The organism is Nocardia brasiliensis (assembly GCF_011801125.1).
Taxonomy (GTDB): domain Bacteria; phylum Actinomycetota; class Actinomycetes; order Mycobacteriales; family Mycobacteriaceae; genus Nocardia; species Nocardia brasiliensis_C.
Window position 1 is genome coordinate 185,563 of sequence record NZ_CP046171.1, and the last position, 25,626, is coordinate 211,188.

Genomic DNA, 25,626 nt, shown 5'->3' on the forward strand with positions numbered 1-25,626 from the left:
ACTATCGGCTGACGGCGGGCACGGGCACCGCGTCGATCAGCTCGCGGGTGTAATCGTGCTGTGGCGCCGCGAAAATCTGTTCCGCGGTACCGGATTCGACGATCTCCCCGTGGAACATCACCGCGATGTCGTGCGCCAGATTGCGCACCACGGACAGATCGTGCGAGACGAACAGATAGGACAGACCGCGCTCGATCTGCAACTCGCGCAACAGGTTCAGCACACCGGCCTGAATGGAGACATCCAGCGAGGACACCGGCTCGTCCAGCACGAGCAGCTCCGGATCCAGCGCCAGTGCGCGGGCGATGCTGATGCGCTGCTTCTGACCGCCGGAGAAGTCGGCGGGGTAGCGCTCGGCGTGCTCGCGCCGCAGCCCGACCTGTTCGAGCAGTTCGGGCACGCGCCGCTCGATCTCGGCCCGCGGACGCCCGTCGATGCGCATCGGCTCGGCCACCGCGTCGAAGATCGGCAGGCGCGGGTCCAGCGACGCGGTCGGGTCCTGGAAGACGATCTGCATCTTCCTGCGGATCTCGCGGCGCTGCGCCTTGGTCAGGGACGCGACATCGCTGCCCATGATCTCGATGGTGCCCGATTCCGGGCTGACCAGGTCCAGAATCTGGGTGAGCGTCGTCGATTTGCCGGAACCGGACTCGCCGACCAGCGCGAGCGTGCGGCCCTGCCGGACCTCGAAGCTGATCCCGTCCACCGCCCGGATCTCGCCCTTGCGGCGCCGGAACACGATGCCGGAGGTGATCGGGAAGGTTTTCACCAGGTTCGAGACCCGCAGCACCACCTGCTCGCTCGCCGCGGCCTCGGTGCGCGGCGTGGCAACCTCCTGCCGGTAGGCCTCGAACAGCGCGTCGGTGCCGACCTCCGCGGTGCGGATGCAGGCGGCGGCGTGGCCCGGGTTGGTCTTCTCCAAAGGCGGCTCGGCGACCCGGCACTCGTCGATCGCGATCGGGCAGCGCGGCGCGAACGAGCAGCCCGGGGGCAGATCGTGCATGGCGGGCGGCGAGCCGGCGATCGGGATCAGCGGCGCCCTGGCCGGGCCGTCCATCCGCGGGATGGAACCGAGCAGGCCCACCGTGTACGGCATCCGGGGTGCGCTGAAAAGCTCTGCGGTGGTGGCAGTTTCGACGATCTTTCCGGCGTACATCACCGCGACCCGGTCGGCCAGCGTCGCCGCGATACCCATGTCGTGGGTGATCATGATGACGCCCGCGCCGGTGATATCGCGCGCCTTGCGCAGCAGGTTGAGGATCTGCTTCTGCACCGTGACGTCCAGCGCGGTGGTCGGCTCGTCGCAGATGATCAGCGCCGGGTCGTTCGCGATCGCCATCGCGATGACGACGCGCTGGCGCATGCCGCCGGAGAACTCGTGCGGAAACGCCTTGGCGCGCACCTCGGGTTCCTTGATGCCGACCAGCTTCAGCAGTTCCACTGCCTTGGCCGCGGCCTCGGCCTTGCTCAGTTTGCCGTGTGCCAGTAGCGCTTCGGCGATCTGCTCGCCGACCCGGTACACCGGGGTCAGCGCAGAGAGCGGATCCTGGAACACCATGCTGATGGCACTGCCGCGCAGCCTGGACAATTCGCGGTCGCCGAGGCCGAGCAGTTCCCGCCCGCGCAACCGGATCGAGCCGCCGATGCGGGCCTGGTCCGGCAGCAGGCCCATCACCGCGAGCGAGGACACCGACTTGCCGGAGCCGGACTCGCCGACGATGGCGAGCACTTCGCCGTCGGACACCGTGTAGTTGACCCCGCGCACCGCCTCGATGCGTCCCTCTTCGCTGGGGAAGGAGACGCGCAGATCGGTCACCTCCAGCAGCGGCGCGGTGAAGTTGCCGGTCATGATTTCGCCTTCTTCTTCGAGCGCGCCCGCTTGGCACCGGGGTCGAACGCGTCCCGCAGTCCGTCGCCGACCAGGTTGGCGCACAACACGATGGTGATCAACAGGCCACCGGCGAACAGGAACAGCCACGGATAGGTCAGTGCCGATTTGGTGCCTGCCGCGATGAGCGAGCCGAGCGAGACGTCCGGCGGTTGCACGCCGAAACCGAGGAAGCTGAGCCCGGTTTCGGCCATGATCGCCGCGCCGACCGCCAGCGTGGTGTCGATGATCAGGATCGAGGCGATGTTCGGCAGGATGTGGCTGAGGATGACCGTGCGCGTCGGTGCGCCCATATACCGTGCGGCCCTGACGAATTCGCGGTCACGCAGGCTCAGCGTGAGGCCGCGCACGATGCGCGCGCTGATCATCCAGCCGAACACGCTGAGCAGCAGGATCAGCAGCAGGATCGACCCGCTGCCCTTCGTGCGCGGCGCGAACAGCGCGACGATGATGAAGCTGGGCACCACGAGCAGCAGATCGACCAGCCACATGATCGCGCGGTCGGTCCAGCCGCCGAGCAGCCCGGCCAGCGCGCCCGCGGTCGCCGCGATGATGGTGGAGAACACCGCCACGCACAGGCCGATCACCAGCGACTTCTGCATGCCGCGCAGCGTCTGGGCGAGCACGTCCTGCCCGATCTGCGTGGTGCCGAACGGATGCTTGGCACTCGGCGGCTTGAGCAGCGCGGTGTAATCCAGCTGCTGGTAGTCGTATTTCAGCAGCGGGGGCAGGGCGAAGCTCGCGATGAAGAGCAGGATCAGGATCACGCCACCGATCACGGCGGGCTTGTTGCGCAGGAATCGGCGCCACACCAGTTTGCGCCGGCCGGTCGCGGCAGGCTCCGGCGCCCCTTGCACGATGATCTCGGCTTCGGTCACGACTGCACCTCGCTCGCGCTCGGCTGCGGCGCGACCGAGATCGCGCCCGCGTTGGTTCGTTCGCTGTGCGGCCTCATGACACACGCACCCGCGGATCGAGCAGGGCCAGCACGATATCGGAGAGCAGGCCCGACACCAGCACCACCAATCCGGCGAACGCGGTCACCGTGACCACCGGGTACAGGTCCTGGGCGTTGATCGAATCGACGAGCCACTCGCCGACCCCGTGCCAGCCGAAGATCTTCTCGGTGAACGTCGCGCCGGTGATCAGGCCGAGCAGGCTGTAGGCGAACAGCGTCGCCATCGGGATCAGCGCGGTCCGCAGACCGTGCTTGTAGAGCGCCTTGCTGCGGGTGAGGCCCTTCGCGCGGGCGGTGCGGATGAAATCGCTCTGCAGCACGTCGAGCATGGCGTTGCGCTGATAGCGGCTGTAGCCCGCCATGCCGCCGAGCGCCAGGCCCGCCGTCGGCAGCACGAGATGCTGCACCCGGTCGAGCAGCTGCGGCCAGAATCCGTCGATCCGGTTCGCCGAGGTTTCCCCGGTATAGAGGAATATCTGCGTGCCGGTCAGCGAATTTATTTCCAGCGCACCGTATTTCAGCAATGTCGCGAGTAGGAACACCGGTGTGCTGAGCACCAGTAGTGAGATGACCGTGGTGAAGTAGTCGCTGAATTTGTATTGCCGGATCGCGCCCGCCGCACCGATCAAGACGCCGAGTATCGTGCCGACCACCGAACCGATGATCAGCAGCCGCAGGCTCACCGCGACCCGGCGCGGCAGCTCCTCGCTCACCGGCTGACCGGCCAGGGTCTTCCCGAAATCGCCTTGCGGAATCCCTTTGAGCCAGGTGAGATAGCGCTGCGGGATCGGGTCGTTGAGATGTAACTCCTCGGCCTTGGCGTCGATCACCGCCTGCGGCGGGCGCGGATTGCGTTGTTCCAGACTGTCCAGCGGCCGGAACGTCAACGACGCCAGGCTGAAGGTCAGGAACGACGCCAGCAGCAACAGCACGACATAGTGAAGCGCGCGTCGTAGCAGGAAGCCGGTCATCAGTCCTCGTGTGTCTTTCGGCTGGATGGCCCCAGCGACGAGTATTAGCCCCTGATCATAAGGACGTAGACCCGAACGCGCGTGGCACGTGGCGTTCGGGCATGTCCTTTATTCTGTCCACACAGACAGGTGCGGGGATTCCCGCGAAGGGGGGAACCATGACATCACCGCAATATCCCGGCGGCTACCAACCGTATTCCGGGTATCCGGGCGTTGTGCCTGCGCCGAGCGGCGCCACGGCGATCACCGCGGGTGTGCTCGCCTGTGTCGGTGCGGTCGGGCAATTACTCGGCGGCGTGGTGAACCTGGTGTTCGGGATCGTCGATATCGGACATGAACTCAGCGAATACGATTCGACCGGTCTGCTCGGCCAGAGTTGGTATCGGGGTTTCGCTCTCGTCACCGGGGCGGCGGCACTGGTGACCGGGGTGGTGCTCGGGCTCGGCGCGATCGCGCTGCTGCGCAGGAAACAGTCCGGCCGGACCCTCGTTGTCGCTGGTTGTGCCGGCGTCCTCGGGATCGGCATCATCTCGTACGCCCTGGTTCAATCCGCAGGCGGTTCGTGGGACACTGCCATCGGCCTGACCAGCGGCATCAGTGGCCTCGTCGGCCTGATGTTCCCTATCTGCACCGTGGTCCTCGCCCTCGTGCCCGCCACCACCCGCTGGCTCGCACACACGCCGCCCGCCTATCCATATGCCCCGGCGCAGGGTGCTCCCTGGCCGCAACAGCCGCAGACGCAAGGCCCCGCCCAACCGAATTGGCAGGCCCCGCCGCAAGTTCCCGGCGGCCAACCCACCTGGGGCGCACCCGGTGTCGCCCCCCAGGCCGCGTGGCCCGAGCCGAGCGCCTCGACCCCGCCTGCCGCGTGGGGCCCTGCCGAATCACCAGGCACGCGGCCCGAGGATTCGGCTGTGCCACCGCCCGCCGCACCGGCACCGCCCAGCCCCGACGACGTGGTCAAGCGCCCGCCCTCCGCGTAGCGGCACCTGTGCCGGTACCCGAGGGTGACTCGCGCCCGTGCGTCATTCGGCGGTCGCGGGTCCGACTCCGGGGGCGTCCTTGCCGGTCTGCTCCCAGGTCACCCGGTGCTCTACCGGAGGGACCGGTCCACCTGTAACTCAGTTGTCCGGCAGGATGGAATAGGTGACCCTCTTGCACCTGCCGAAGCCGAAGATGGTGGCCACCGATGTGGACGGCACCCTCATCGATCACGACGAGCGGGTCACCGCGCGCACGAAGGCCGCGGTGGACGCGCTGATCGGGGACGGTGTGCCGTTCGTGCTCGCCACCGGACGCCCGCCGCGCTGGATCGACCCGGTGGTGGACGGCCTCGGTTACGCGCCGCTGTGCGTGTGCGGCAACGGCGCGGTGATCTACGACAGCGCGTCCGATCGGGTGCTGAGCAGCATGACACTGGACGTGCCGACGCTGTCTTGGATCGCCGACCTGGCCGAGCAGGCGCTGCCGGGCTGCGGCCTGGCGGCCGAGCGGGTCGGTGCGAGCGCGCACGACGCGGTGACCCCGCAGTTCGTCAGTTCGCCGCTGTACGAACACGCCTGGCTGAACCCCGACGACACCTCGGTGGCCAGGCACGAGGTGATCGACTCGCCCGCGATCAAGATGCTGATCCGACTACCCGGCGCGCGCAGCTCCGACATGCGCACCGTGCTCGCCCCGTTGATCGGCGCGCGCGCCGACATCACCTACTCCACCGAACACGGACTGATCGAACTGTCCGCACCGGGCGTCACCAAGGCCTCCGGTCTCGCGGTCGTCGCGCAGCGCCTCGGCGTCGAGGCCGCCAACATCATCGCGTTCGGCGACATGCCCAATGATGTCCCGATGCTCACCATGGCGGGCCACGGTGTCGCCATGGCCAACGCGCACGCCGAAACCATCGCCGCCGCAAACGAAGTCGCCCAATCCAATCGCGACGACGGCGTCGCGCGCGTGCTCGAACGCTGGTGGGTCTGAGCCCTGATACGACCGGAGCCCGCCGCCGGTGATCAGCTCACGGGTGGCGGGCTCCGCGGGGTGTGGGCCGGGTCAGCCGGCCGGCGCGGGTTCCGGCGGCAGGAAGTCGGCCGGGGCCGGGAATCGCAGTCCGTCTTCCTCGGCAGGCGCGGGTGCCGGTGCGGCCGCGGGTGCCGGTGCCGGTATGTCCGCGGGCGCGGCGCCCGGCGGCGGAACGTTGCGACCGGCCTCCTGCTGATAGGTGTCGTTGAACGTCTTCCACACCGTGGTGACGATCCCGGTCGCCTGGTTCAGGATCAGCGAGCCGTGCTCGAAGTCCGAGCGCAGGCCGTTCGGCACGGCGTAGGCGTCGCTCTGCGGGACGCCGAGCACGCCCGCGTCGCCGCCGAGTTGCAGGAAGCGGTCGAGGATCTTGCCGAGCACCTCGATGACCTTGCCGTCCGGCCCGGCGTAGACATACCCGTTGGCGAACTTGGCATACTGCCGCCCTTCGGCCGCGGTCATCGGCTCGGATTGCGGCTCGCCGAGCGGTCCGCCCGCGCCGCCCTTGTCGGCCCAGTGCTTGGCGATGGGGTTCTGGTCGACCATCGCGAGCAGCTTCTTGGTGAGCGCGGCCAGCGCGGCGAGGTCGGGCTTGCTGCGCGGCGCGGCCTGGGGTGCGGCCTGCGCCTGGCCTTGGCCGGTGCCGTCGGTTCCCGTGCCGTTGTTCGCGTAGCTGTCGGTGCTGTTTCCGCTGTCGGCGAGCCCGCTGCCGCCCGCGACACGCGCGGCGATCTGCCGGATTTCATCCATCATCGCGTAGCCGGCGTCGCCGGGGCACGTGGTGTTTCCGACGTCGCGATGGGCGAACACGACCGGCAGCCGCACCTCTTGACCGAGGGCGTAGGGGGTGAAGTCGGTGCCTTCGGAGTACATCGTGGTGTACCCGACCGGGTCGAGGTGGGCGATCTTCGAGCGCCAGCCGATGAAGTTGCCGATGGCGTTGATCGCCGCCTGACTGGGCTGCTCGGACTCGTAGTTGCCCATCAGCGCGACACCCGCGGTGTTCTCGTTGAAGCCGCCCGCGTGCGCGCCCTGCACCGCCCGGGTCAGACCGCCCGCGCGGCCCTCGAAGATCTGGCCGTACTTGTCGACCAGGGCGTTGTAGCCGATGTCGCACCAGCCCAGGGTTTGGGCGTGATAGGTGTAGATCGCGCGGACAATGCCCGCGGATTCTTCGGGGGAGTAGTCGTTGCGTCCCGCGGTGTGGTGCACGGTGATGCCGCCGAGACCGTCCCCGCCGGGACCGTCGTCGTAGGTGGGTTCCTCGCAGCGGATGTTCTCGTCCGCGCCCCAGCCCGCGCGGCTGATCACGGCGGGGCCGCCGCTGGGCAGCGTCTCGGCGACCTTGTGCAGCGCGCCGTCGATGGCGCCGCGGCCCGGATCGATGAGGACGGCGGTGAGGTCGAGCGCGGACATCTGCGCCGGATCGTCCGAGCGGGGCGCGGGCGGGACGGTGTCGTCGGGGGCCGTCGCCACGGCGGGCTTGCGGGTGACCAGCATCTGCACGGCGTTCGTGGTGCCGACGTAGAGCGGTTCGGTCCCGGTCTTGCCGCCGGGCGCGGTGCGATCGGTGCGGCGGGTGTCGACCTCTTCGGTGTTGAACCACGGACCCCAGCTGCCGTCGGCTTGGCGCGCCCGGATCAGCGCCTTGGTGTTCGCCAGGTCTGTCGAGGTGAGCGCGACGACGCTGAACGGGGTATCCCTGGATACCTCTTTCACCTGGGCGCCGACCTGGTCGGCGAGGTCCGGCGGGATCGCGCCCGGGGCGAGCGCGGGCGTGTCGGGTGAGGTGCCCGGTGGCAGGTGACCGGGATCGGCGATGAAGCGGGTTCCCGTGGCCGCGGGCGCCTGGGCGGGCAGCGGAGTCTGTCCCGCGGCGACCTGGCCCGGCAGCGGGGTTTGCCCCGGCGCGGCCTGCATGGGAAGCGGAGTTTGCCCCGGGGTCGCGGCTTGCGCGGGAAGCTGGGTTTGGCCGGGCGTGGCGGCCTGGCCGGGAAGGGGGGTCTGGCCCGGTGCGGCGGCCTGTCCCGGGACGGGGTTCTGGCCAGGTGCTGCGGCCGGTCCGGAGGGTGGAACGACGGGCTGACCAGGCGCGTTCTGCGCGCCCGGAGCACTCGGGCCGTTCAGCTTGGGTAGGGGTATTTCCTTGGGTAGCTGCACGCCCGGCGGCAGGGGTAGGCCCTGGGGAATCGGAATCGAGGCGGGCAGCGGCAGCATCCGAAGATCGGACAGCCGCAGGTCAGGCAGATCGAGTCCGGTCAGCTCGCGCAGCGGCAGCACGATATCGGGCGCCGAATTCAGCACCACCTCGGCCATTCGGGCCGGCACGGCGGCGAGTTCGGTGTCGGTGGTCTGGCGATACTCGGACGAGTCGCTCATCGTGAGCACCGCGAGCGGGGCCGCTACCGCGAGGGTGGTGACAACCGGGAGGACGTAGGACCGTTTCGGTTTGCGGTACGGCACGAGCTTCTCCATTCAGGTCGAACCAGTTGATCGTGTCGAACAGGGTTGCTTCCTGATGTATCAACGATCACAATAGTCACAACTTTCACATATCTAAACCTCTGGTTGAGGATTATGTGATTGCTCGAATGTAGCTCTCGGAGTGTGGCCGGATGAAACGACATGCCGACAGGCAGCCGATCCCACCCGGCCCTGGAAAACCGTGGGAGTGAACGGATGCGACGCGACACGGCACCGGAACGGCAACGCACGGGGGGAGCGCTGACGCGGGCAAAATCCGCGCGCAGACCGCGGGCCGGTTTCGCGCGCCGACGAACGGGTCTCTCACCTGCGGTAAACCTGCGTCGCGTGCTCGTGACGGGCGTGGCGGGCGTGGCCGCGGGCACGCTGCTGGTGCTCTGGTCCGCGCCGGGGGAGTCGCCCTATCGCACGGTGGCCGGACCCGGCCACGGCCGCGGCATGAGTCAGCTCGGTGCGCTGGCGAACGCCCAGGAGGGCTGGACCGCCGAGCGCATCCTCGATTACTACTACCCGGGCGCGCGGCTCGGCACCATCGCGGCAACCACCGTCGGCATCCGGCTCACCGCACAGGACGACTCCACCCTCGACGCCTTCTCGGGCGCGGGTCTGCGCGTCGCCGACCGGCTCGTCGAGCCGGGACAGGCCGCGCACCTCACCCTGCTGCCGGGTGGCGGCGCGAACGTGGTCGTGACGGTCGGTTGTGACGGCGAGGTGCTGTGGCAGGGCGTGACCGATGAGCCGTGGCTCTATCCGGTCGATCCCGGCCCGAATCGTCCTGCCGCCGAACATCTCACGCTGTGCGGCGGCTCGGCGTACCGGGGCGCGCTCGGTCTGGCCGAGGAGAACGGGGTGGCCCGCACCGTGAACCGGGTCGATGTGGAGGACTATCTGCTCGGCGTCGTCCCGGCCGAGGTGCAGGCCAACTGGGCGGACAAGGGCGCCGCCGAGGCGCTGCGCGCGCAGGCGATCGCCGCGCGCTCGTATGTGCTTGCCGAGCACCGTTTTCCGTACGCGCAGAGCTGCGACACCACCGACTGCCAGGTGTATCCCGGTACCGACAAAGAGGATCCGCGCGCGGCCGCCGCGATCGCCACGACGGCGGGCATGGTCCTGACCCGGGACGGGCGAATCCTGCGGTCGGAGTATTCCGCCGCGCCCGGTGGGGGCGAGCCCGCTGACATCTACGCCTTCGAGGTCGGCCCCGCGCTGACCGAGCTCGCGCCGAATAACCCTGTGCCGCCGATAGATCCACGCACCCAGACGAACACCGGGGTGTCGGCGATCGAGGCCGAGTACCGGCGGATCGGCGGTGCGGCGAGCGCGGTGGGCACGCCGATCGGCCCGGAGATGGTGCTGCCGGAGAACGCGGGCACCTATCGCATGTTCACCAATGGCGTCATCATCGCGACCGAGACGCTTGGCGCGCAGGTCGTCGACTTCACCACGCTGTTGCAACTGGTGCCGGACCCGATCGCGCACGACTCCGCGCCGACCGGCGGCACCCCGCCCTCGGCGCAGGCGGCCTGGCCGGGCGGCACCGCCGCGCCGACCACCGCATCGACGCCGACCCCGCGCCCGACCTCGAGCCTGCCGACCCCGAATGCCCCCGCAGCGGGTGACCGCTGAGCTGTTCTACCGCGAATAGCGTTGCGCGGCAATCACTCGGGGGCGCCGTCGCCGAGCGACTCGGTCAGCGTGCGCAGCAGGCCCGCGAGCTGTTCGCGCGATTCCAGGTCAAGGGCGGCGAGCATGCGCTGTTCGTTGGCCATGTGCTTGGGCAGTAGCTCGTCGATCGTCCGGCGACCCTCCGGGGTGAGCCGGACCCGGATCACCCTGCGGTCCTCCGGGCAGGGCAGTCGTTCGACCCAGCCCTTGGCGGCCAGCCGGTCGATCCGGTTGGTGATGGCGCCCGAGGTCACCATCGCCACCTTGATCAGCGCGCCCGCGGTGAGCCCCTCATCGCCGCCGGAGCGGCGCAGTGTGGCGAGCACGTCGAACTCCCAGAACTCCATGTCGAAGCCGCCGAAGAACCGCTTGAGCTCCTGCTCGAACAGCCGCGACAGCCGCTGAACCCGGCCGATCACGGCCATCGGCGAGACATCGACCTCCGGCCGCTCCCGGTTCCAGTGCTGTGTGAACAGGTCAATCGCGTCTGCCATCGCCCTTCCCCTCACCTTCAAGAATCTTAATGTCAAATAACTTGACGTTGAGACATGTCGTGGAGTAGATATTTCAACGTTGAGATTATCAATGAGGAGCGAACGACATGACAATAGGCCCCACCCCGCGCGGCGGCACCTCATACGTGGGCACCCTGGCGCAGGCGACTCCGCCTCGCTGGCGCTCGGCTGCGTCGCGCGCCAAGCGCACTGTGTCGATTGGTTCGCTCGCAGGCTCGCTCACGGCCCTCACCCCCATCATCTGGGGTTCCACCTACGCCGTCACCACCGAATTCCTGCCGCCGGACCGTCCGCTGTTCACCGCGCTCATGCGGGCGCTGCCCGCCGGACTGGTGTTGCTCGCCTTCACCAGGATGCTGCCCCGCGGCATCTGGATCGGCCGTGCCATCGCGCTCGGCATCCTCAACATCGGGGCGTTCTTCCCGCTGCTGTTCCTGGCCGCCTACCGGTTGCCCGGCGGCGTCGCCGGCGTGCTCGGCGCGGTCGCGCCGATGTTCGCCCTCGGTTTCGCGACCGTCGTGCTCGCGGAAAAGCCCAACGGGCGCAAGGTGATCGCCGGTGTGATCGGTGTCTTCGGCGTCGCGCTCGTGGTGCTGAAGGCCAACGCACAGCTGGACACCGTCGGCGTGATCGCCGGACTGGCCGGTGCCGCCGCGATGGCGGCGGGCACCGTCTTCACCCAGCGCTGGGGTCGTCCCGAGGGGGTGGGCCCGCTGGTGCTCACCGGCTGGCAGTTGAGCGCGGGTGGTCTGTTCATCCTGCCGCTGGCCCTGCTCATCGAGGGCGCGCCGCCCGCGTTGGACGGCCGGGCCATCGGGGGCTACCTCTACCTCGCCGTGATCGGTACCGCCGTCGCCTACTGGCTGTGGATCCGCGGCATCGCCAAGGTGCCCGCGACCTCGGTCGCCTTCCTCGGGCTGCTGAGCCCGGTGTCGGCGGCGCTGATCGGGTGGATCGCGCTGGGGCAGTCGCTCGGTCCGCTGCAGGTGGCCGGCTTGCTCATCGCACTGGCAGGCACCTTGTACGGCCAGCTCGCCGGGCGGCCGAAGCCCGCTGCGGTCGCGGGGGCGCCCGAAATGGTCGAGGCGCGCTGAATCGCCGAAAAACAGGGTTGACCTTGACGTAACGTCAACTTGCATGCTGGACGCACCGACACGAAAGAAGGGAGAAGGTCATGCGCGCCGAATGGTCCATCCAGGATCTGGCCAAGGCGGCCGGTACCACCAGCCGCACGCTGCGTCACTACGGGCAGCTGGGGCTGTTGCCGCCGAGCCGGATCGGCACCAACGGTTACCGCTACTACGACCAGAACTCCCTGGTGCGGCTGCAACGCATCCTGCTGCTGCGTGAGCTCGGCCTCGGCCTTCCGGTCATCGCCGAAGTGCTCGCCGGCGAACGGGACACCGGTGCCGCGCTGCGCACACACCTGGAACTGCTTCGGCAGGAACAGGATCGGATCCGGCGCCAGATCGAGTCGGTGCAAACCACGCTGCACAAGACGGAAAGAGGTGAACAACTCATGGCCGCAGAGGTTTTCGACGGCTTCGACCATACGCAATACAAGGACGAGGTGATCGAGCGCTGGGGCAGGGATGCCTACGAAAGCGGTGACAAGTGGTGGCGCGCGCTCACCGCGGAGCAGAAGCAAGCCCACATGCAGACCGCCAAGGACATCGCCGCCGACTACGGCAGGGCACACGCCGCCGGGCTCACCCCCGACAGCGCCGAGGCCCAGGCCATCACCGCCCGCCACCGCGCCTGGATCGGTGACGGCTGGCAGGGCCGGCCCGTGCCGAAGGAGGCCTTCATCGGGCTCGGCGAGATGTATGTCGCCGATCCGCGCTTCGGCGCGAACTACGACGTGCACGGCGCGGGGACGGCGGAGTTCGTCCGCGACGCCATGCGGGTCTACGCGGAGACCCAGCTGTAGGTGACGCTCGACCGACGGCCGGTGCGCATAATGATGCGTGCCGGCCGTTTTGCGGTGCGGTCGACCGAGAGGGGCGCAGACATGACCGATGCCGGGCCGCAGGCGCGCCCCGCGGAGCCGAGCGGTGTGCTCGCGACCGTCGCCGGGGTGCTGGCGATCGGTATCGCGCTGTTCAATCTCTGGGGCGCGCGCACGGTGCTCAACGCCCAGCTGCACCAGTCGCCGCACATCGACAACGCACTGGCCGTGTTCTCGCTGCTCGGTGCGGTACTCGCCGCGCTCGCCCTGGGCTACGGCGCGTTGCTGCTGTTGCGTCGCGACGAAACCGGCCGCCACATCCTCGTCGTCACCTCGGGCGTGCTGACCGTGGCAGCCCTTGCCGCCCTGGTGGTTTCGCTCACCGGCTACCAGCCCGACTACGCCCTCGACTGGCTGCCCACGCAAAGCCGGGTATTCGAAACCGTCGATGCCCTGTTCGGCGGCCTCGTCGGCAGCATGACCGCACTGGTGCACCGCGAATGGCCCGCCGCCCTCGCCGCCACCGCCCTGCCACTGGCGCTCTTCCTCCTCGCCTCCGCCCGCCACACCACCAACTGGGTCGAACACACCCCCTCCCGCCCCGCCCCGCGCACCGAAGCACTCGACGCCTGACCCGCACCTCGCGGGGGTGCCGCGCTTACGTTTCGCCGCGAGTGGAGCGTCTGCGAAGGGACGCCATCAGCTGGGATTCGGTGATCGGGGGACGGGGAGGGGATGGGCCGCCGCGGCGCGCAGTCCGTCGAGGATCAGGGCGAGATTGCGGCGCCAGGCGTCGGGGGCGACGGCCGCGGTGGCCTCCAGGGTCCTGGTGTGCGACCAGGTGATGAAGGCGATGTCCTCGAGTACCCAGTCGCGGCGCAGCACGCCGGATTCCTGTGCGCGGGTGACGATTCGGCGCATCACCGCGTGGCCGTGTTCCTGCGCGCTCGCGATCGAGCTGCTGGGCGCGGTGCGGACGGCGAGCTCGCTGAGCAGCCGGTCGGCGGCCTGTAGTTCGCAGATCTTCTCGACAAGATAGACAAACGAATCCCACGGATCGTCGATCGCGAGTGCTTGCTCGGCGATGCGCCCGCCCGCCTCGATGCGGTCTTCGACGGCCGCCGCGATGAGGTCGTCGCGGGTGGGGAAGCGGTTGTAGAGGGTGCCGATGGCCACGCCCGCCCGTGCGGCGATCTCTTTCAGCGGCGCGTCGAGGCCGCGTTCCTCGAACAGCGCACGGGCCGCGGTGACGAGCGCGTCGCGGTTGCGCCGGGCATCGCTGCGCAGCGGCTTGTCCTCGGGCATTCGCCGATCCTACAAATCGGGACACGTCCTTATGTTGAGCATCGGTTCAAGTTGATGCTACCGTCGATGTAACTTGAACCAATGCTCAACTTAGTGAGGCGACATGTCCGAAACCATCGCGATATTCGGTGCGGGCCCGGGGCTCGGTATGGGGACCGCCCGGCGGTTCGGGCGCGCGGGCTTTCGGGTGGCGGTGATCGGCCGTGACCCGGACCGGGCGCGGCGGCACGCGGACCAGCTCGCGGCGGAGGGCGTGGTCGCGGCGGCGTTTCCCGCGGATGTCACCGATGAGCGGCAGGTCACGGACGTGGTCGAGCAGGTCGAGGCGAAGTTCGGCCCGATCGAGGTCGCGATGCACGGCGCGGCCGCGGACATGGCCGATCGCAGCGCATCGACTCTCGCGACCGATGTCGCGTCCCTGCGGGTGCCCTTCGCGCTGAAGCTCTACTCGCCCATGCTGATGGCACGCGCCCTGGCGCCCGCGATGATCGAGCGCGGGCGTGGCGCTCTGCTGTTCACTTCGGGCCTGTCCGAACGCACGCCGATGCCCTATCTGGCGAACTTCGGTGTCGCCCTGGCCGCCCAGCGCGGCTATCTGCGCCAACTCGGTGCCGAACTCCGCGACACCGGCGTCTACGTCGGTCTGCTCGACATCGGCGCGCTGATCGGCGACAGCAGAGCCGAACAGCTCGTCGACGCACACCCCGAACTGATTCCCCCCGGTCTGGAACTCACTCGAATCGGCAGCGCCGAACTGGGCGAACGATTCTGGCGGATGTACACCGAGCGCGGCGAGCTCGAGGTCGAAGTGGGGTTCCCGGACTGACCAGGGTCACCGTGCGCATCGAAGCGGAACTGTCTTACCGGTGCGGCCATGAGCGGCGAATTTCGGGCGAAATTCCGATGGCTCGGACGCGAAACCGGGCCGGGACAAGGGCCGGTTCACCGCTCCTCGCGACTGCACCCGGACCGCGCGCGGACTTCGGATACTCTGGGCTCCCGTGACCGTCGCATCGTCCCCGGGTAACTCCGCCAACTCCGCACAGTTCGACTTGATCGTCGTCGGATCCGGCTTCTTCGGCCTGACCGTCGCCGAACGCGCCGCCTCGGTGCTCGGCAAACGCGTGCTAGTGCTCGACCGTCGCTATCACCTGGGCGGTAATGCCTATTCCGAACCCGATCCGGAAACCGGCATCGAGATCCACAAGTACGGCGCGCACCTGTTCCACACCTCGAACAAGCGCGTGTGGGACTACGTCACCCAGTTCACCGAGTTCACCGGTTACCAGCACCGCGTCTTCGCGATGCACAAGGGCCAGGCGTTCCAGTTCCCCATGGGCCTCGGCCTGATCTCGCAGTTCTTCGGCCGGTACTTCACGCCGGAAGAGGCGCGCAAGCTGATCGCCGAGCAGTCCTCGGAGATCGAGACCAAGGACGCGCAGAATCTCGAGGAGAAGGCGATCTCGCTGATCGGCCGCCCGCTGTACGAGGCGTTCATCCGCGACTACACCGCCAAGCAGTGGCAGACCGATCCGAAGGAACTGCCCGCGGGCAACATCACCCGCCTGCCGGTGCGCTACACCTTCGACAACCGCTACTTCAACGACACCTACGAGGGCCTGCCCAAAGAGGGTTACACGAAGTGGCTGGAGAACATGGCCGCCTCCGAGCTCATCGAGGTGCGGGTGAACACCGACTGGTTCGAGGTGCGCGAGGAGATTCGCGCGGCGAACCCGCACGCCCCGGTCGTCTACACCGGCCCGCTGGATCGCTACTTCGACTACCAGGAGGGCGAACTCGGCTGGCGCACCATCGATTTCGAGACCGAGGTGCTCGAAACCGGTGACTACCAGGGCACCTCGGTGATGAACTACAACGACGCGGACGTGCCGTTCACCCGGATCATCGAGCCGCGCCACTTCCACCCGGAGCGTGATTACCCGAAGGACAAGACGGTGATCATGCGCGAGTTCTCCCGTTTCGCGCAGACCGGCGACGAGCCGTACTACCCGATCAACACCCCGGAGGACCGGGCCAAGCTGGCCGCCTACCGCGCGCTCGCGAAGAAGGAAACCGCAACGGAGAAGGTGCTTTTCGGTGGCCGCCTCGGCACGTACCAGTACCTGGACATGCACATGGCCATCGGCAGTGCGCTGAGCATGTTCGACAATGTGCTGCGGCCCCACCTCGAGACCGGCGCCCCGCTCAATGCTGAGAGTGCAGAATGAACTCGCAATCCACCCTGGCGGAAACGGCCACCGAGACCCGCGCGAAATCGCTGCTGCAGCGCATCATCCTGCCCCGCCCCGGTGAACCGCTGGACGTGCGCACCCTCTATGTCGAGGAAGCGGCGACCAACGCCCGGCGCGCGCACGCCGCCACCCGCACCTCGCTGTCGATCGGCGCGGAGTCCGAGGTGTCGTTCTGCACCTACTTCAACGCGCTGCCCGCCAGCTACTGGCGCCGCTGGAGCATCCTGTCCTCGGTGGTGCTGCGGCTCGAGCTGGCCGGGCACGGCCGCGTCGATGTGTACCGCTCGAAGGCGGACGGTTCGCGAATCCACGTGCAGGGCAAGGAGTTCGCCGTCGCGTCCGGTGCCGAATCGGTGTCGGTGGAGTTCGAGACCGATCTCGGTCCGTTCGAGGACGGCGGCTGGATCTGGTTCGACATCACCTCCGACACCGCGGTCACCCTGCTGGCGGGCGGCTGGTACGCGCCGATCGACGCGCCGGGCGATGGCACCATCGCGTGCGGCATGCCGACCTTCAACCGGCCGACCGATCTGGTGAAGACGCTCGCCGCGCTCGGCTCCGATCCGCTGGTGCTCGACCAGGTCGTCGCGGTGATCGTCGCCGACCAGGGCAACCGCAAGGTGGTCGACGAGCCCGGCTTCGCCGAGGCGGCCGCCGTGCTCGGTGAGCGCCTGGTGATCCGGGATCAGCCGAACCTCGGCGGCTCCGGCGGTTACAGCCGGGTGATGTACGAGGCGCTGCGCACCACCGACGCCCAGTACATCGTCTACATGGACGACGACATCGAGATCGAGCCCGACTCGATCCTGCGCGCGCTCGCCTTCGCCCGCTTCGCCAAGTCGCCGATGCTGGTCGGCGGGCAGATGCTGAACCTGCAGGAGCGTTCACACCTGCACAGCATGGGCGAGGTGGTGGACCGCGGCATCTTCATGTGGTCCTCCGCGCCGAACGTCGAATATGACCACGACTTCGCCAAGTACCCGCTCAAGGACCGCGACAATTCCAAGCTGCTGCACCGGCGCATCGACGTCGACTTCAACGGCTGGTGGACCTGCGTGATCCCGCGGCAGGTCGCCGAGCGGATCGGCCAGCCGCTGCCGCTGTTCCTGAAGTGGGACGATGTCGAATACGGTCTGCGCGCGCGCGACCACGGCTACCCCACGGTCACCCTGCCCGGTGCTGCGGTCTGGCACATGGCCTGGAGCGACAAGGACGACGCGATCGACTGGCAGGCCTACTTCCACCTGCGCAATCGCCTGGTCGTCGCCTCGCTGCACCTGCCGGGCAACGGCAGGGCGATGGTGGTCAACACGGTCAAGGCGACCCTGAAACACCTGCTCTGCCTGGAGTATTCGACGGTCGCCATCCAGAATCTGGCCATCCGCGACTTCCTCGCCGGGCCCGAGCGGCTGTTCCAGCTGCTGCCGAGTGCGCTGGGTGCCGTGCACGCGCTGCGTAAGCAGTACCCGGACGCGGTGATCCTGCCCTCGTCCACCGAGCTGCCGCTGGCCAGCCACCTCGAGGTGGGCGCGGTCGCCGAGCCGGCCAACCCGATCGCCAAGGTGGTCCGGCTGGCCAAGGGCGTGGTGCACAACCTGCGTCCCGCGCACACCCAGCACCACGAGACCCCGCAGCTGAACGTGCCGACGCTGGACGCGCGGTGGTTCTTGCTGTCGCAGGTCGACGGGGTTACCGTCACCACCGCGGACGGACGTGGCGTGGTCTACCGCAAGCGCGACCCGCGCCAGGCCCTGGGCCTGTTCAAGGAAGCGATGCGCCTGCGCAAGGAACTGGCCGCGCGTTTCCCCGAGATGCAGCAGCGCTACCGCGCCGCGCATCCGCAGCTGACCAGCACCGCCGCCTGGGAGAAAGCCTTCGGCATCGGTGCAGACACGAAGGGCGAGAAGTCTTGAGTTTGGGCGCAGCCGACAACACGGCGGTGAATCAGCCGCCGCAGAGTTCGAACGGGCACGGCGGGCCGGTCTCGGCCATGCCGTCGACCACGCAGGCACCGCCCGAGGTGAAGATCATCAACGCGGTGCAGGCCAGGATCGCCACCCCCGAGGTGATCAAGGCCGCTCGCGCGATGTCGCACTTCGGCGAGCACGCGCTCGGCTGGGTCGGCATCGCCGCCGCGGGCTGGGTGGTGGACAAGCCGCGGCGCAGGCAGTGGGCCGGTGTCGCGGTGGGCGCGGTGGGCGCGCACGCGGCCTCGATCGTGATCAAGCGGGTGGTCCGCCGCCCGCGGCCCAACGATCCTTCGGTGCAGGTCAACGTGTCGACGCCGAGCAAGCTGAGCTTCCCTTCCTCGCACGCCACCTCGACCACCGCGGCGGCGGTGTTGCTCGGCAAACTGACCGGGCTACCCTTGCCTGCGGTGCTCGTGCCGCCGATGCTGCTGTCCCGGGTCGTCCTCGGGGTGCACTACCCCTCCGACGTGCTCGCCGGTTCCGCGCTCGGTGCGGCGTCCGCCGCCGTTGTGCTCGCCGCCGAAAAGAGACTCGATGACCGCACGAGAAAGAGCGTTGGTTGACCATGAGGGAGCGCAGCGGGGTGCGGTCATGAGCGAACGAAGAGAGCGAATCGTGACACAGCGTGCATCGCACATGGCGGAGCCGAGCGCTAGCGGGGTGCGGCCATGAGCGAAGAGCCTACCGGGACCGATCTAGCCGAAGCGGTCGTCAAGGGCCCGCCGAAGACGTTGGTCGGCGGGCTGTTCAAGGCGATCCGGCCGCGGCAGTGGGTCAAGAACGTCCTGGTGCTCGCGGCCCCCCTGGCCGCGGGCACGGCGAACGAGGTCGATGTGCTCGCGCACGTCGGCATCGCGTTCGTGGTGTTCTGCATGGCGGCCTCGGGCATCTACCTGGTCAACGACGCCCTCGACGTGGAGGCCGACCGGGCGCACCCGACCAAGCGCTTCCGGCCCATCGCGGCGGGCGTGGTGCCGGTCAACCTGGCCTACGCGCTGTCGCTGGTACTGCTGGTCGGCTCGATCGCAGGCTCGTTCCTGGCCTCGTGGCACCTGGCCGTGGTGATGGCGGTCTACATCGGCATCCAGCTGGCCTACTGCTTCGGCCTCAAGCACCAGGCGGTGCTGGACATCTGCATCGTGTCCTCGGGCTTCCTGCTGCGTGCCGTCGCCGGTGGCGCCGCCGCGAACATTATTCTGTCGCAATGGTTCCTGCTGATCATGGCGTTCGGCTCGCTGTTCATGGCGGCGGGCAAGCGCTACGCGGAGCTGCAGATCGCACTTGGAACCGGCGCGAAGATCCGTAAGTCGCTCGAGTACTACACGCCGACCTACCTGCGGTTCATCTGGACCCTGGCGGCAACTGCGGTCGTGGTGTTCTACGGTCTGTGGGCGTTCCAGCAGGACAGTCTGAAAGACACCAATTGGTTCTCTCTTTCTATGATTCCGTTTACCATCGCAATCCTGCGTTACGCGGTCGACGTCGATGGCGGCGAGGCCGGTGAACCCGAAGAGATCGCGCTGGGGGACCGCGTCCTCCAGTTCCTCGCAATCGCCTGGATCGGAGCGGTAGGTGTCGCTGTCTATCTCACCTGACGAGATGTTGGTAGCGGGAATGCGGCGTTCGGAGAACGCGAACGACGGGCCGGCCGAGCAGCCGGCCCGCTCGGCGTCGCGGTTCGCTGTGCTATCCCGAGCCACGTTCGTCGGTGGGATCGTGCTCACCGTGGTCCTTTTCGCCATCGGTGGCTGGCAGCGTCGCTGGATCGCCGACGACGGACTCATCGTGCTGCGCACGGTGCGCAACCTGCTGGCAGGCAACGGCCCCGTCTTCAACATGGACGAGCGGGTCGAGACCAACACCAGCACCGCGTGGACCTACATCGTCTGGTTCTTCAGCTGGCTCACCCAGGCCCGGCTCGAATACGTCGTGCTCGGTGTGGCTTTGACGCTCTCGCTCGCGGCGATGGTGTTCGCCATGCTCGGCACTGGCCGGCTGTGGGGCGGTACCAAGTCGGGGCTGTTACTGCCCGCGGGCGTGCTCGTCTACATCGCGTTGCCGCCCGCGCGCGACTACGTCACCTCGGGCCTGGAGAGCTGCCTGGTGATCTGCTGGCTCGGCCTGCTGTGGTGGCAGCTGGTGCGCTGGAGCCAGGCCGAGCGGGTGCGCCTGCCCGGACTCTTCGGCCTGGTGTTCCTCGCCGGGCTCGCGCCGCTGATCCGACCGGAGATGACCCTGGTCGGCGGCCTGGCGCTGCTGATGATCTTCCTCGCCCCGATGCCCGAGTCGAAGCTGCGCCCGATCGTATTGCGCGCCTTGATCGTTGCCGTCGCGGGCGTGGTGCCGCTCGGCTACCAGGTCTGGCGGATGGGCTACTACGGCCTGCCCTATCCGAACACCGCGGTGGCCAAGGACGCGGGCGGCGCGAAGTGGGCGCAGGGCTTCACCTACCTCTGGGACCTGGTCGGTCCGTACTACCTGTGGGTGCCGCTGCTGGTGCTGCTCGCCGCCGGTGTGGTGGCGGCCCGCGCCGTGGCCGCGGCCGAGACTCGGCCCGCTACCGGCGAACCGCGCCCCGGCGTGCGCCGGATGCGCGAGTGGTTACGCTCGCCTGCCGCCGTGGTCACCCTGGTGCTGTTCAGCGGATTCCTGCTCACCGTGTACGCGCTGCGCGTCGGCGGTGACTTCATGCACGGCCGAATGTTGTTGGCGCAGTTGTTCTTGCTGCTGCTGCCGGTCGCGGTGGTGCCGATCCGGCTGCCCGCGGGCGGCCTGCGCGCGGCGCGCGCGGCCGACTGGTCCTTCGCCGTTGTGCTGTTCGCGCTCATCGGTACCGCGGGGTGGGCGCTGTTCGCGGCCAACACCACGGCCATCAAGACGGGCACCAAGATCAGCGCGTCCGGCATCGTGGACGAGCGGGTCTACTACGTGCTCAACACCGGCCACGACCACCCGATCCTGGCCGAGGACTACCTCGACTACCCGCGCATCCGGCCGATGGTCACCGGCATCGCCGACACCCCGAACGGTGGCCTGCTGCTGAACTCGCCGTCGTTCATGTTCTGGTACATCGCGCCGCCGCCGCAGCCGATCCCGGCTGGCGGCGCCGGGCACACGGTCTACTTCCTCAACCTCGGCATGACCAGCATGAACGTGCCGTTGAACGTGCGCGTCATCGATCAGATGGGCTTGGCGTATCCGCTCGCGGCGCATACCGAACGGCTCGTCGACGGCCGCATCGGCCACGACAAGAACCTGTATTCGGACTGGGTGGTCGTGGACAGCGGCATGGTCGACCGGCACCCGTGGATGCCCTGGTACATGGATGAGAAGTGGGTGACCCAGGCGCGCACCGCGATGTCGTGCCCGGACACCCAGGCGCTGCTCATCTCCTCCCGCGAGCCGCTCACCTTCGAGCGCTTCCGGCACAACTTCAAGAACGCGCTGCGCTTCGCCGAGTACCGGATCGATCGGGTGCCGAAGTACGAGATCGAGCGCTGCGGTCTGGTCGATCCGTTCCCCAGGCCGCCCCAGCCGCCGCGCTGACCCGATTCCGCCACGGTGGCACATCGGGGCCACCGCGGCGGGTATCCGCTGGGCTCGGCGTGCACAGCGGGCCCGGCGGTCGCATTGGTGAGGCCCTACAACTCGGCGTCCACCGCTTAGTCTCGTTTCGATAACGCCCAGGCAACGATGAAGCGCTACGCTGCGAAAGTACGCCCGTCGTGCCGTCAACTTGGTGTGGGCTGCGGCGGGTCATCGTGAGACACGGCCGATGCCGTGGCAGGAACGAGAGGTCGAAACTGATGCGAGGCGTGTTCGGGCGTCGGAATACTCGAAGAGCCGGAGCGTGGCTGAAGCGTTCGGTGCTGGTGTCGATGGCGGCTCTGCTCCCGCTCGGGGTGTCGGTGGCAGGACCGGCCCCCTCCGCGTCGGCCGCGTTCAACCCGGACGGCTTCGATTTCTGGGTCGACTCGGAGATGGGGCCGATCAAGAGCCGGGTCTTCCGCGCCGCCGACGGCAACACCCGGCGCGTGGTCTACGCGCTCGACGGTATGCGGGCCCGCCCCGATCTGAGTGGGTGGGAAGTCGACACCGAGGTCGCGCGTGAGCTGACCAAATGGAACATGAACGTCGTCATGCCGGTCGGCGGTCCGTCGAGCTTCTATGCCGACTGGAACGGCCCGAGCAACTTCTTCGGTCTGGGTAGCGCGGGCTCGTCGTCCACCGGGTCGGCCAACAGCGGTTCGGGTAATTCCGGTTCCGGTCTGCTGTCGGGTTCCGCGGGGATGGGCAAGTCGAACACCTACAAGTGGGAGACCTTCCTCACCCAGCACCTGCGCAACGCGCTGCGCGATCGGCTCGGCTTCAACCCGAACAACAACGCGGTCTTCGGCCTGTCCATGGGCGGCAGCGCCGCGCTCACCCTGGCGGCCTACCATCCGGACCAGTTCCGTTACGCCGGTTCGTATTCCGGCTACCTGAACATCTCAGCGCCGGGTATGCGCGAGGCGCTGCGGGTGGCCATGCTGGACGCCGGTGGCTTCAACATCGATGCGATGGCGCCGCCGTGGGGCCCGCAGTGGCTGCGGATGGACCCGTTCGTCTTCGCGCCGCGACTGAAGGCCAACAACACCCGCCTGTGGATCTCCGCGGGCAGCGGCCTGCCCAGCGCCGCCGACGGGCTGAGCTTCAACACCGTCAGCGCGATGGGCCTCGAGGCGCTCGCCCTCGCCAACACCCGCGCGTTCCAGGTCCGGATGCTCACGCTGGGCGCCGACAACGCCACCTACGACTTCCCCGCCGTCGGCGTGCACAACTGGACCTATTGGGCCGATGAGGTTTACCGGATGATTCCGGACATGTCCGCCAATATCGGCTGATTCGGCGCGTAGCCGACTCGACGCGAACCGCCCGGTGCCTGCGCACCGGGCGGTTTTCTTTGTCCGTGCGGTCGTCCGGCGCGTGTTTTGTAACGAATGAGAAGGGTAAGGGTGCGAAAGTTGTGGCTTGGGTCACTATCCAGCAACATGGAAGCATCCGAAAACGATTGATACACGGAGAACATGTGCTGAGGTCGATTCGTCCGTTTTGCGGGGACGGGGGCTCTTGGTGTCCAATACGGGGCCCGGTGTAGATTGCCAATTATTTGCTACTTCGGCTGCCTGAACGAAAGGTCGAGTTGATGCGATTTGCCCGCTGGAGACGTGGCACCGGAGAGTCCGGCGCGACCGGTGCGTGGGTCAAGCGATCCGCGCTGGGGATAGCTACGGCACTGCTGGTGCCGTTCGGCCTCGCGGCGGCCGGGAACGGCGCCATCGCCTCGGCGGCGTTCAACCCCGCGGCATTCGACTTCTGGGTCGACTCGGGCATGGGCCCGATCAAGACCCGCATCATCCCGGCCCGCGACGGCAACACCAACCGGGTCGCCTACGTGCTCGACGGCATGCGCGCGCCCGAGCACCTCAACGGCTGGGAGATCGAGACCAACGTCCCCCAGCAGCTGGCGGACTGGAACATCAACGTCGTCATGCCGGTCGGCGGCATGTCCAGCTTCTACGCGGACTGGAACGCGCCGAGCGAGCTGCTCGGCATCCCGGCGGGCACCGGCTCGTCCTCCGGTTCCGGCGCGCTGAACATCCTGGCCGCGGGCCCCGGCAAGAGCTACCGGTACCAGTGGGAGACCTTCCTGACCCGCGACCTGCGCAACGCGCTGCGCGACCGGCTCGGCTTCAACCCGAACCGCAACGGTGTGTTCGGCCTGTCCATGGGCGGCAGCGCCGCGCTGACCCTGGCCGCCTACCACCCGGACCAGTTCAGCTTCGCTGGTTCGTACTCGGGCTACCTGAACATCTCCGCGCCCGGCATGCGTGAGGCGATCCGCATCGCCATGCTCGACGCGGGCGGCTACAACGTCGACTCCATGGCGCCGCCGTGGGGCCCGCAGTGGCTGCGGATGGACCCGTTCGTGTTCGCGCCCAACCTGGTCCGCAACGGCACCAGGCTGTGGATCGCGGCGGCGAGCGGCCTGCCGACGGCGCAGGACGGTCCGAGCTTCAACACATTGAACGGTATGGGCCTCGAAGCGCTGGCACTGGCGAACACGCGCGCCTTCGAGGTCAGGATGGCCACCCTGGGCGGCGGCAACGCCGTCTACTCCTACCCGGCGTTCGGTATCCACGCCTGGAACAACTGGATCGACGAGGCCAACCGCATGATCCCGGATATGTCCGCCAACATCGGCTGACACCCGACCCGAACGGACCGCCCGGCACCGCACAGTGCCGGGCGGTCCGTCGTTTGCGCGCCGGTTGTCTGATCGGTCGCTGTCACGAGAATGGCGGCGCGGGCAAATCATCGCGTCCGATGTCATTTCACTTGTCGGCAAATCTCTGGCTTTGTCACGATCGCGCATCGCGCTGCGTTCTCGAACCCGTATTCCGTGCATAACCGCTTATAGAAGAGCGATAAAATCGATAGCTTCGTATGGAAGTCTTCGGTCCTGAAGTATCGATCTCTATGCACGGCAGTTGCGGTCAATGGCGAGCGCGCGGGTGAAAGGGTGGATCGATGCGAGCATGCGGGGTACGCGGGACGGTTGCCGGAGGGTCCACCGCGGCGCGGGGGCGCTGGTTGCGGCGCACGCTGCTCGGCCTCGCCGCGGCGCTGGCCCTGCCGTTCGGCGTCGCCGTCGGCGGGCTCGCCCCGGCCGCGCAAGCCGGTTTCGATCCGGCCGGCTTCGATTTCTGGGTCGACTCCAGCATGGGCCCGATCAAGACCAGGATCTTCCGGGCCGCCGATGGCAACACCCGCCGGGTGGTCTACGCGCTCGACGGTCTGCGCGCCCGCAATGATCTGAGCGGCTGGGAAATCGACACCGACATCTCGCGGGTGCTGCCGAGCTGGAACATCAACGTGGTGATGCCGGTGGGCGGGCAGTCCAGCTTCTATTCGGATTGGGTCGCGCCGAGCAATACCAACGGTCAACAGCGGCCGTACGCGTGGGAGAGCTTCCTGTCGAACAATCTGCGCTGGGCGCTGCGCGACCGGCTCGGTTTCAACCCGAACGGCAACGGCGTGTTCGGCCTGTCCATGGGCGGTAGCGCCGCGCTCGCGCTGGCCGCTTATCACCCGGACCAGTTTCGCTATGCCGCTTCCTATTCCGGCTATCTGAACATTTCGGCGCCGGCGATGAAAGAGGGCTTGCGTCTGGCCATGCTCGACGCGGGCGGGTTCAACATCGACGCGATGTGGGGTCCGCCATGGGATCCGCGCTGGTTGCGCAACGATCCGTTCATGTTCGCGCCGCTGTTGCGTGCCAACGGAACTCGGCTCTGGATCGCCACCGGCAACGGTCTCAACGGACCGCGGGACGTGATCAACGCGCCGATCGACGTCTACCACCTCGGTAATGCGATGGCACTGGAAACGATCGCCTTGGCCAACACCCGTGCCTTTGAAGCGCGGCTTAACAGCCTCGGCCCGAGCAACGCGACTTTCGTCTACACGCCGGTGGGCGTGCACAGCTGGAACTACTGGCAGGACCAGGTGTTCCAGATGCTGCCCGACCTCAGTGCGAATTTGGGATGAGCTGACACTTCCGGCCATCAGGTGAAAATTTGGTGCTCCGGCACGACAATCGCCTCGGTAA

21 protein-coding genes are annotated in these 25,626 nt (G+C 68.0%); 15 read left to right on the top strand and 6 right to left on the bottom strand.

Annotated features, from left to right (window positions below; translation table 11 throughout):
• Position 1: 1 nt before the first annotated feature.
• The 3 genes from F5X71_RS00935 to F5X71_RS00945 form a co-directional block, all read right to left on the bottom strand.
• The gene (locus tag F5X71_RS00935; protein WP_167460233.1) at positions 2 to 1,849 is read right to left on the bottom strand and encodes an ABC transporter ATP-binding protein; all 1,848 of its coding nucleotides are present in this window, start codon (positions 1,847 to 1,849) and stop codon (positions 2 to 4) included.
• Entirely contained in the window at positions 1,846 to 2,766 is a 921-nt protein-coding gene (locus F5X71_RS00940) for an ABC transporter permease (protein ID WP_167460234.1), read from the bottom strand. The genes F5X71_RS00935 and F5X71_RS00940 overlap by 4 nt, the downstream gene beginning before the upstream one ends.
• Positions 2,767 to 2,839: 73 nt before the next feature.
• Positions 2,840 to 3,817: an ABC transporter permease gene (locus F5X71_RS00945; protein WP_167460235.1), complete on the bottom strand. Its 978-nt coding sequence runs from the start codon at positions 3,815 to 3,817 to the stop codon at positions 2,840 to 2,842.
• 158 nt (positions 3,818 to 3,975) lie between these two features.
• Here F5X71_RS00945 and F5X71_RS00950 point away from each other — a divergent pair, with 158 nt between their 5' ends.
• Together F5X71_RS00950 and F5X71_RS00955 are read left to right on the top strand one after the other, a co-directional pair.
• Positions 3,976 to 4,800: a hypothetical protein gene (locus tag F5X71_RS00950; RefSeq protein WP_167460236.1), complete on the top strand. Its 825-nt coding sequence runs from the start codon at positions 3,976 to 3,978 to the stop codon at positions 4,798 to 4,800.
• A gap of 193 nt (positions 4,801 to 4,993) precedes the next feature.
• Positions 4,994 to 5,794, top strand: a complete 801-nt coding sequence (locus tag F5X71_RS00955; protein ID WP_428981517.1) for an HAD family hydrolase — start codon at positions 4,994 to 4,996, stop codon at positions 5,792 to 5,794.
• 72 nt (positions 5,795 to 5,866) lie between these two features.
• Here the strand turns inward: F5X71_RS00955 and F5X71_RS37355 are convergent, their stop codons facing one another.
• Positions 5,867 to 8,311, bottom strand: coding sequence for an N-acetylmuramoyl-L-alanine amidase (locus F5X71_RS37355; RefSeq protein WP_167460237.1), 2,445 nt, complete (start codon positions 8,309 to 8,311; stop codon positions 5,867 to 5,869).
• 336 nt (positions 8,312 to 8,647) lie between these two features.
• On the opposite strand from F5X71_RS37355, the gene F5X71_RS00965 reads away from it, so the two are divergent.
• Entirely contained in the window at positions 8,648 to 9,946 is a 1,299-nt protein-coding gene (locus tag F5X71_RS00965) for a SpoIID/LytB domain-containing protein (RefSeq protein ID WP_238815663.1), read from the top strand.
• A 32-nt stretch (positions 9,947 to 9,978) separates the two neighbouring features.
• On the opposite strand, the gene F5X71_RS00970 is transcribed toward F5X71_RS00965, so the two are convergent.
• Positions 9,979 to 10,479 (bottom strand): MarR family winged helix-turn-helix transcriptional regulator, encoded by a 501-nt coding sequence (locus tag F5X71_RS00970; RefSeq protein WP_167460238.1) that lies wholly within the window; start codon positions 10,477 to 10,479, stop codon positions 9,979 to 9,981.
• Positions 10,480 to 10,586: 107 nt separating this feature from the next.
• Here F5X71_RS00970 and F5X71_RS00975 point away from each other — a divergent pair, with 107 nt between their 5' ends.
• From F5X71_RS00975 to F5X71_RS00985, 3 genes are all read left to right on the top strand, one after another.
• Positions 10,587 to 11,594, top strand: coding sequence for a DMT family transporter (locus F5X71_RS00975; RefSeq protein WP_167460239.1), 1,008 nt, complete (start codon positions 10,587 to 10,589; stop codon positions 11,592 to 11,594).
• 80 nt (positions 11,595 to 11,674) lie between these two features.
• Positions 11,675 to 12,430: a MerR family transcriptional regulator gene (locus tag F5X71_RS00980; protein ID WP_167460240.1), complete on the top strand. Its 756-nt coding sequence runs from the start codon at positions 11,675 to 11,677 to the stop codon at positions 12,428 to 12,430.
• A gap of 81 nt (positions 12,431 to 12,511) precedes the next feature.
• On the top strand, positions 12,512 to 13,081 hold the full coding sequence (locus tag F5X71_RS00985; RefSeq protein ID WP_167460241.1) for a hypothetical protein: 570 nt from the start codon (positions 12,512 to 12,514) through the stop codon (positions 13,079 to 13,081).
• 66 nt (positions 13,082 to 13,147) lie between these two features.
• Here the strand turns inward: F5X71_RS00985 and F5X71_RS00990 are convergent, their stop codons facing one another.
• Positions 13,148 to 13,753 carry a TetR/AcrR family transcriptional regulator gene (locus tag F5X71_RS00990; protein ID WP_167460242.1) on the bottom strand — a complete coding sequence of 202 codons (606 nt, stop codon included), beginning with the start codon at positions 13,751 to 13,753 and terminating at the stop codon, positions 13,148 to 13,150.
• Between the two features lie 103 nt (positions 13,754 to 13,856).
• Between F5X71_RS00990 and F5X71_RS00995 the strand changes: the two genes are divergently transcribed.
• The 9 genes from F5X71_RS00995 (at position 13,857) to F5X71_RS01035 (ending at position 25,565) form a co-directional block, all read left to right on the top strand.
• The gene (locus tag F5X71_RS00995; RefSeq protein WP_167460243.1) at positions 13,857 to 14,579 is read left to right on the top strand and encodes an SDR family NAD(P)-dependent oxidoreductase; all 723 of its coding nucleotides are present in this window, start codon (positions 13,857 to 13,859) and stop codon (positions 14,577 to 14,579) included.
• A 175-nt stretch (positions 14,580 to 14,754) separates the two neighbouring features.
• Positions 14,755 to 15,981, top strand: coding sequence for a UDP-galactopyranose mutase (gene glf, locus F5X71_RS01000; protein ID WP_167460244.1), 1,227 nt, complete (start codon positions 14,755 to 14,757; stop codon positions 15,979 to 15,981).
• Positions 15,978 to 17,918 carry a glycosyltransferase gene (locus F5X71_RS01005; RefSeq protein WP_167460245.1) on the top strand — a complete coding sequence of 647 codons (1,941 nt, stop codon included), beginning with the start codon at positions 15,978 to 15,980 and terminating at the stop codon, positions 17,916 to 17,918. Before glf ends, F5X71_RS01005 begins: the two co-directional genes overlap by 4 nt.
• A 77-nt stretch (positions 17,919 to 17,995) precedes the next feature.
• On the top strand, positions 17,996 to 18,538 hold the full coding sequence (locus tag F5X71_RS01010) for a phosphatase PAP2 family protein (RefSeq protein ID WP_167466089.1): 543 nt from the start codon (positions 17,996 to 17,998) through the stop codon (positions 18,536 to 18,538).
• 105 nt (positions 18,539 to 18,643) lie between these two features.
• On the top strand, positions 18,644 to 19,570 hold the full coding sequence (locus F5X71_RS01015) for a decaprenyl-phosphate phosphoribosyltransferase (protein ID WP_167460246.1): 927 nt from the start codon (positions 18,644 to 18,646) through the stop codon (positions 19,568 to 19,570).
• Positions 19,571 to 19,574: 4 nt separating this feature from the next.
• A complete protein-coding gene (zomB, locus tag F5X71_RS01020) occupies positions 19,575 to 21,521 on the top strand; it encodes a flagellar motor control protein ZomB (protein WP_428981433.1) in 1,947 nt (648 codons plus the stop codon).
• A 260-nt stretch (positions 21,522 to 21,781) separates the two neighbouring features.
• Positions 21,782 to 22,858: an alpha/beta hydrolase gene (locus F5X71_RS01025; RefSeq protein WP_167460247.1), complete on the top strand. Its 1,077-nt coding sequence runs from the start codon at positions 21,782 to 21,784 to the stop codon at positions 22,856 to 22,858.
• Positions 22,859 to 23,160: 302 nt separating this feature from the next.
• Positions 23,161 to 24,222, top strand: coding sequence for an alpha/beta hydrolase (locus tag F5X71_RS01030; RefSeq protein WP_167460248.1), 1,062 nt, complete (start codon positions 23,161 to 23,163; stop codon positions 24,220 to 24,222).
• 323 nt (positions 24,223 to 24,545) lie between these two features.
• On the top strand, positions 24,546 to 25,565 hold the full coding sequence (locus F5X71_RS01035; RefSeq protein WP_174816997.1) for an alpha/beta hydrolase: 1,020 nt from the start codon (positions 24,546 to 24,548) through the stop codon (positions 25,563 to 25,565).
• Positions 25,566 to 25,626 lie beyond the last annotated feature (61 nt).

Excerpts from the sequence above, each read along its gene's own strand:
- F5X71_RS00935 (WP_167460233.1), bottom strand. The coding sequence starts at position 1,849 with ATGACCGGCAACTTCACCGCGCCGCTGCTGGAGGTGACCGATCTGCGC.
- F5X71_RS00945 (WP_167460235.1), bottom strand. The coding sequence starts at position 3,817 with ATGACCGGCTTCCTGCTACGACGCGCGCTTCACTATGTCGTGCTGTTG.
- F5X71_RS00950 (WP_167460236.1), top strand. The coding sequence starts at position 3,976 with ATGACATCACCGCAATATCCCGGCGGCTACCAACCGTATTCCGGGTAT.
- F5X71_RS00955 (WP_428981517.1), top strand. The coding sequence starts at position 4,994 with ATGGTGGCCACCGATGTGGACGGCACCCTCATCGATCACGACGAGCGG.
- F5X71_RS37355 (WP_167460237.1), bottom strand. The coding sequence starts at position 8,311 with ATGGAGAAGCTCGTGCCGTACCGCAAACCGAAACGGTCCTACGTCCTC.
- F5X71_RS00970 (WP_167460238.1), bottom strand. The coding sequence starts at position 10,479 with ATGGCAGACGCGATTGACCTGTTCACACAGCACTGGAACCGGGAGCGG.
- F5X71_RS00975 (WP_167460239.1), top strand. The coding sequence starts at position 10,587 with ATGACAATAGGCCCCACCCCGCGCGGCGGCACCTCATACGTGGGCACC.
- F5X71_RS00980 (WP_167460240.1), top strand. The coding sequence starts at position 11,675 with ATGCGCGCCGAATGGTCCATCCAGGATCTGGCCAAGGCGGCCGGTACC.
- F5X71_RS00985 (WP_167460241.1), top strand. The coding sequence starts at position 12,512 with ATGACCGATGCCGGGCCGCAGGCGCGCCCCGCGGAGCCGAGCGGTGTG.
- F5X71_RS00990 (WP_167460242.1), bottom strand. The coding sequence starts at position 13,753 with ATGCCCGAGGACAAGCCGCTGCGCAGCGATGCCCGGCGCAACCGCGAC.
- F5X71_RS00995 (WP_167460243.1), top strand. The coding sequence starts at position 13,857 with ATGTCCGAAACCATCGCGATATTCGGTGCGGGCCCGGGGCTCGGTATG.
- F5X71_RS01005 (WP_167460245.1), top strand. The coding sequence starts at position 15,978 with ATGAACTCGCAATCCACCCTGGCGGAAACGGCCACCGAGACCCGCGCG.
- F5X71_RS01010 (WP_167466089.1), top strand. The coding sequence starts at position 17,996 with ATGCCGTCGACCACGCAGGCACCGCCCGAGGTGAAGATCATCAACGCG.
- F5X71_RS01015 (WP_167460246.1), top strand. The coding sequence starts at position 18,644 with ATGAGCGAAGAGCCTACCGGGACCGATCTAGCCGAAGCGGTCGTCAAG.
- zomB (WP_428981433.1), top strand. The coding sequence starts at position 19,575 with ATGTTGGTAGCGGGAATGCGGCGTTCGGAGAACGCGAACGACGGGCCG.
- F5X71_RS01025 (WP_167460247.1), top strand. The coding sequence starts at position 21,782 with ATGCGAGGCGTGTTCGGGCGTCGGAATACTCGAAGAGCCGGAGCGTGG.
- F5X71_RS01030 (WP_167460248.1), top strand. The coding sequence starts at position 23,161 with ATGCGATTTGCCCGCTGGAGACGTGGCACCGGAGAGTCCGGCGCGACC.
- F5X71_RS01035 (WP_174816997.1), top strand. The coding sequence starts at position 24,546 with ATGCGAGCATGCGGGGTACGCGGGACGGTTGCCGGAGGGTCCACCGCG.